A 5,603-nucleotide genomic window follows, 5' to 3' on the forward strand; every position below is an offset into this window, starting at 1 on the left:
CCCCGACGCCGACGCCGACCCCCACCAAAATCGACGTCCCCGCGACGGGCAGTGGCACCTTCGTCACCGCGCAGGCCGGCGGCGAGAAGGTCGGTCGCGGTCCCCGTCCGCTCCGCTACGTGGTGAAGGTCGAGACCGGCCTCGACATCTCGCCGGACCAGGCGGCCAACGAGATCGCCGACATCCTCGCCGCCCCCCGGGGCTGGACCCACAACCCCGCCTTCGCGTTCCAGCTGGTGAGCGCGGGGCAACCCCACGACCTCACGGTGCGGATCGCGACGCCGGGCACGGCGGACGCCCTGTGCTGGACGGGCATCAAGCAGGACACCCAGGGCGAGTACAACTGCGAGGTCCCCGGCGGGGTCGTGGTGAACCTCAAGCGCTGGGTCGAGGGCTCGCCGACGTTCGACGGCCCGATCCACGACTACCGGGCGCTGATCATCAACCACGAGATGGGGCACTTCCTGAACTACACGCACACCACCTGCGCGGGCCCCGGACAACTGGCCCCGGTGATGATGCAGCAGATCAAGGGCCTGCGCGGATGCGTCGCCAACGCCTGGCCCTACGACAGGAACGGTCGCTTCGTCACCGGCCCGCACGTGCAGTGAACCGGCGTTACAGCTCGGTCATGATCCGGGCCAGGGGCCATCACCTGCGGGCGCCAGCCTGGGACGCACGAACCCGGTGACGCCCCGCCTCAGGGCGGCGACCTCACTTCTCCTCGATCGGATGGAAGAGCATGTCTGGATCCCGCACTGTTCGGATACTGGCCGTGGCGGTGAGCCTGCTGCCGCTGCTGGCGGCCTGCGGCGCCGAGACGGCATCGCAGACGGCGGGCGGTGGCAAGGCCCCGACCGGAGCGCGGGGACAGCTCGACGTCCCCGCGAACGCCGGCGGGGAGCTCAAGAAGGAGTACCAGCTGCAGAACGCGATCGCGGCCTGCATGAAGAAGAAGGGCTTCCCCTACACCCCCATCGCCCCCGAGGACCCCGCGGCATCCTGGGCCGCCGACGGGGCGGACTACGGGCTGACGAAGAAGTACCGCCAGAAGTACGGCTTCGGCGTCTACGCGGGCGTCGTCTATCCCGACGATCCCCAGGCGCCGGGCAGCGAGGCCGCCCGGGACGACGCGAACGTCTCGCCCAACGCGGACTACGTCGCCACGCTCACCGCCGCGCAGAAGGCCGCCTGGGACAAGGCCATGGGCGGCCCCCCGGACCCGAAGACCGGTGGCAAGCAGTGGACCGGATGCGACGGGGAGGCCAACAAGGAGGTCTACGGCAACGCGTCGGCCCAGGAACGCAGCGTCACGACCGCGCAGCGGAACCAGGCGAACGCGCAGGCGCTCAACGGCGATTCCCGGCTGGTGACCCTGGCGCAGTCGTACGCCTCGTGCCTGAAGGACCACGGCATCCCCGTCACGACGACGCAGCCGACCGGCATCGGGGAGATGGTGAAGCTGCAGGCGATGACCTCCGCCGCCCCCGGCGCCGGGGCCGGCGCCGCCGAGGCGAACCCCGACGGCAGCTCCACCAAGCCCATGGGCAAGGACGAGGCCATGCCCCTGCTCGCCAAGGACATCGACCTGGCGATGCAGGACCTGGAGTGCGGCAAGGCTTTCCGGGCCGCCTACTTCCCGAAGTTCTTCAAGGCCCCGACCAGCGGTGGCGGTGCCGGGTGAGGCAGCGCCGCAAGGTGAGCAGCCGGCCCAGGCAGCTCGGCGCCATCGTCGCCGGGGTGGGACTGGTGGGCGCGGGCGGCTGGTTCGCCGGATCGCAGATGCAGTCGCCGGCCGACGCGGCCGCCGCCCACCGTCCGCCGAAGGCCGGACCGGTCACCGTCGCCGTGGAACGGCGGTCGCTGACCGCGAGCGTGGTGGCCCAGGGCTCGGTGGAGTTCGCCTCACCGCAGAGCCTGGCGCTGGCCGGGCCGGTCGGGTCCCCGGACTCCGGCACCGGGGACTCCGGGGCCGGCGACGCCGCCGTCCAGCGCGTCACCAAGGCACCGGTCGCCGGATCGGAGGTGAAGGAGGGCGACGTGCTGATGCAGGTGAGCGGCCGGCCGGTGCTGGTGCTCAAGGGATCCGTCCCGATGTACCGCACGCTCGGTCCCGGCGCCTCCGGCGACGACGTCGAGCAGCTCGAACGCGCCCTGGCCCGCCTCGGGTTCAACCCGGGCGGAACCACCGGGACGTACGGATCCTCCGACGCCGCGGCGGTGAGCCGCTGGTACAAGAGCAAAAGCTTCCACGCGGAGGAGCCCGGATTCGCGGACAAGCAGCAGCTGGGGACGTTGGAAGCGGCCGTGACCACCGCACAGCAGGCGCTCCTGGACGCGCAGGACCCCGGCAGCGGATCCGGCTCCGGTGGGGAGTCCGGAAAGCTGCGGCTCAAGGCGGCGCAGCAGCAGCTGGACGCGGCCAACGCCGCGCTCTCCGCCTTCCAGGCCGGCTACGGCACCAAGATCCCGGCGGGCGAGGTGGTCTTCCTGCCGGACCTGCCGGCCCGGCTGGACAAGGTGTCCTTGAAGACCGGCGACACCCCGTCCGGAACGATCGGCACCGTGACCAGCTCCAAGGTCGTGGTGCAGGCCGTGGTCCCGGGCAGCGACGCCAAGCTGCTCCACAAGGGCATGACGGCCCAGGTGGAGACCCCCGACGGCACGAAGGTGCGGGGGCGGCTGGTGGCGCTCGGCGACGAGGTACCGAAGCACGACGCGGGCGACGGCAAGGACGCGCCGGGGACGTCGGTCGGCGGCGGCGGCGACGCGGCGGCTCCCGTACCGGTGCAGATCTCCGTCCCGTCGGGGAAGCTGGCCAAGAACGCCAACGGGTCCGCGATGGTCACCATCGAGGTGGGCTCCTCGGACGGCGACGTGCTGACGGTGCCCATCGCCGCGCTGCACACATCGGCCGGCGGGCAGGCCAGGGTGCAGGTCGTGCGGGGCGGCAAGGTCGTGGACGTCCCCGTGAAGGCGGGCCTGTCCGCGGACGGCCAGGTGGAGGTCACCCCGTCCGGTGACGACCTCACGGCGGGCGATCCCGTGGTGGTCGGACGATGACCGGCCCGGCACTGTCGGCGGTGCCCGACGCGGACACCGTCATCCAGCTGGTCTCCGTCGACCGGACCTTCGACTCCGAACCGCCGGTGCACGCCCTGCGGGACGTGAACCTGGCCGTCCGGCGCGGCGAGCACCTGTCGATCGTCGGCCCGTCCGGCTCCGGCAAGTCGACGCTGCTCAACACCCTGGGGCTGCTGGACCGCCCCACCTCGGGCGCGTACTGGCTCGACGGCGTGGAGACCAACACGCTCGGCGACCCGCAGCGCACCTCGCTGCGCGGCAGCCGGATCGGATTCGTCTTCCAGTCCTTCCACCTGCTGCCCTACCGGACGGTGGACGAGAACGTCATGCTCGCCGAGGCCTACCGCCGGCCGCGCCCCGGGCGCGGCCGGGCCGGCCGACGCGCGAGGGCCGAGGAGGCACTGGGACGGGTGGGCCTGGCACACCGCACCGGCTTCCGGCCGGACCGGCTCTCCGGTGGTGAGAGGCAGCGCGTGGCGATCGCCCGGGCGCTGATGAGCGAGCCCGCGCTGCTGCTCTGCGACGAACCCACCGGCAACCTCGACAGTGAGAACACCGCGTCCGTGCTGGACCTCTTCGATCAGCTGAGCGCGCAGGGCATGACCCTGGTCGTGATCACCCACGAGGAGACGGTCAGCGCCCGGGCCGACCGCCGGGTGAGGATCAGCGACGGACGCCTCACCGAGGAGGACCGATGAGGACCCGCGCCCGGCGACGCGGCAGGGGCGGCGGCAGGGCCAGGGGCATCGAGCGTCCCTGGATGGACTTCCGGGACCTGTGGACCGAGGCGCTGGCGGGGGTGCTGGCCCGTCCCATGCGCTCCGCGCTGACCACCCTGGGCACCGTCCTCGGCATCACCACCCTGGTCATCACCATCGGGGTCTCGTCCACGGCGGGCAACCAGATCGTCGGCCGGTTCGACGCGCTGACCGCCACCTCCGTCACCGTGGTCGTGCCCGCGCCGCCGCCGTCGGCCGACCCCGTCCCTCTCGTGGACTGGCCGGGCGTCGACGCCGTCCGGCGGCTGGCCGGGGTCGACTCGGCGGCGGCCATCGCCGAATCCCAGGCGACCGCGAGCGTCCAGGTACGGGCGAACGACGTGGTGGCGCCCGGGGAGGTCACCGGGCAGACCATGGCGGTCGTCGCTGCGTCCCCGACGCTGCCCGCCGCGGTGCGCGGCACGATGACCGCCGGACGCTTCTTCGACGACGGGGACGTCGCCCGGCACGGCCGGGTGGCGGTGATCGGCGACCAGGCCGCACGGCTGCTCGGCATCGGCTCGGTCAAGGACGCGCCCGCCGTCTTCCTCAAGGGGCAGGCCTACACCGTCATCGGGATCCTCGGCGGAGCCGAACGGGAACAGCAGCTCGCCACCGCCGTGATCCTGCCGCCCACGACCGCGCAGGACCAGCTCGGCCTCGGAGTGGTCACCCGGGTACTGATCAACACCGCGCTCGGCGCGGCGAACCAGGTGGCCCACCAGGCACCCATCGCGCTGGCCCCCGAAGCCGAGGGCGCCCTCGCCGTCACGGCACCGCCCGACCCGGCCAAGGCACGCAAGGGCGTACAGGGCGACGTCAACGGCCTGTTCCTGGTCCTCGGACTGGTCTCGCTGGTGGTCGGGGCCATCGGCATCGCCAACGTGACGCTGGTGACGGTCATCGAACGGATCGGGGAGATCGGACTGCGCCGCGCCCTCGGTGCCTCGCGACGCCAGGTCGCCGGCCAGTTCCTGCTGGAGTCGACGACCATCGGACTCCTCGGCGGCGTCGTCGGCGCCGCCCTGGGCATGGTCGTCGTGGTGGGCGTCTCCGCCGTCAGGGACTGGACCCCGGTCCTCGACGTCCGGCTCGCCTTCGGCGCCCCGGTCGCCGGAGCCCTCGTCGGACTCCTGGCCGGTCTCTACCCCTCCCTGCGGGCCTCCCGCATGGAGCCCGTCGACGCCCTGCGGTCCTGAGGCGGGTGGTGGTGGGGCGGCCGTGGCATGAGCGCGTGCTGATACACGGTTGATGCGTGGCCGAGCACCACCGGACACCCGGCGGGGCATCCGCCTGGCGCATGATGGGAGTCCCCGTACCTGCGTCCGATGGGAAGAGAGTGTCGGTTCTGGTGACAGAGGGGTCCGTCCCGGCGTCCGTGGCGGTCCTGCTCGTCGAGGACGACGAGGTGATCCGCAGATCGGTCACCATGGCGCTGGAGCGCTACGGCTACCGCGTGACGTCGGCGGGTGACGGCCTGACCGGGCTCGAACTGTTCCGGGAGGGCCGCCACGACCTGCTGCTGCTCGACGTGATGCTGCCGGGCCTGGACGGGATCGGGCTGTGCCGCAGGGTCAGGGAGACCAGCATGGACCCGATCCTGATGATGTCCGCGCGCGGCGACGCCCTGGACGTCGTCTCCGGCCTGGAGGCGGGCGCCGACGACTACGTGGTCAAACCCGTGGACACCGCGGTGCTGGTGGCCCGGATCCGCTCGCTGCTGCGCCGGGCGACCTTCACCCCCGTCCCTGCCCCCGCAGC

General features: G+C 72.5%; 6 protein-coding genes. All 6 read left to right on the plus strand.

The window, feature by feature from the left end; all coding sequences use genetic code 11:
* A partial coding sequence (locus PV341_RS43490) for a DUF3152 domain-containing protein (RefSeq protein ID WP_500360786.1) occupies nt 1-611 on the plus strand: 611 nt, incomplete at its 5' end.
* 131 nt (nt 612-742) lie between these two features.
* Nucleotides 743-1,684 (plus strand): hypothetical protein, encoded by a 942-nt coding sequence (locus tag PV341_RS43495; protein WP_500360788.1) that lies wholly within the window; start codon nt 743-745, stop codon nt 1,682-1,684.
* Nucleotides 1,685-1,698: 14 nt separating this feature from the next.
* Nucleotides 1,699-3,063 carry a peptidoglycan-binding protein gene (locus PV341_RS43500; RefSeq protein WP_500360790.1) on the plus strand — a complete coding sequence of 455 codons (1,365 nt, stop codon included), beginning with the start codon at nt 1,699-1,701 and terminating at the stop codon, nt 3,061-3,063.
* The gene (locus PV341_RS43505; protein WP_500325917.1) at nt 3,060-3,782 is read left to right on the plus strand and encodes an ABC transporter ATP-binding protein; all 723 of its coding nucleotides are present in this window, start codon (nt 3,060-3,062) and stop codon (nt 3,780-3,782) included. The genes PV341_RS43500 and PV341_RS43505 overlap by 4 nt, the downstream gene beginning before the upstream one ends.
* Entirely contained in the window at nt 3,779-5,041 is a 1,263-nt protein-coding gene (locus tag PV341_RS43510; RefSeq protein ID WP_500360792.1) for an ABC transporter permease, read from the plus strand. Before PV341_RS43505 ends, PV341_RS43510 begins: the two co-directional genes overlap by 4 nt.
* Before the next feature lie 230 nt (nt 5,042-5,271).
* A partial coding sequence (locus tag PV341_RS43515) for a response regulator transcription factor (RefSeq protein ID WP_500360795.1) occupies nt 5,272-5,603 on the plus strand: 332 nt, incomplete at its 3' end.

The organism is Streptomyces sp. PA03-1a (assembly GCF_033792805.1).
In the GTDB taxonomy this organism is placed as follows: Bacteria; Actinomycetota; Actinomycetes; order Streptomycetales; family Streptomycetaceae; genus Actinacidiphila.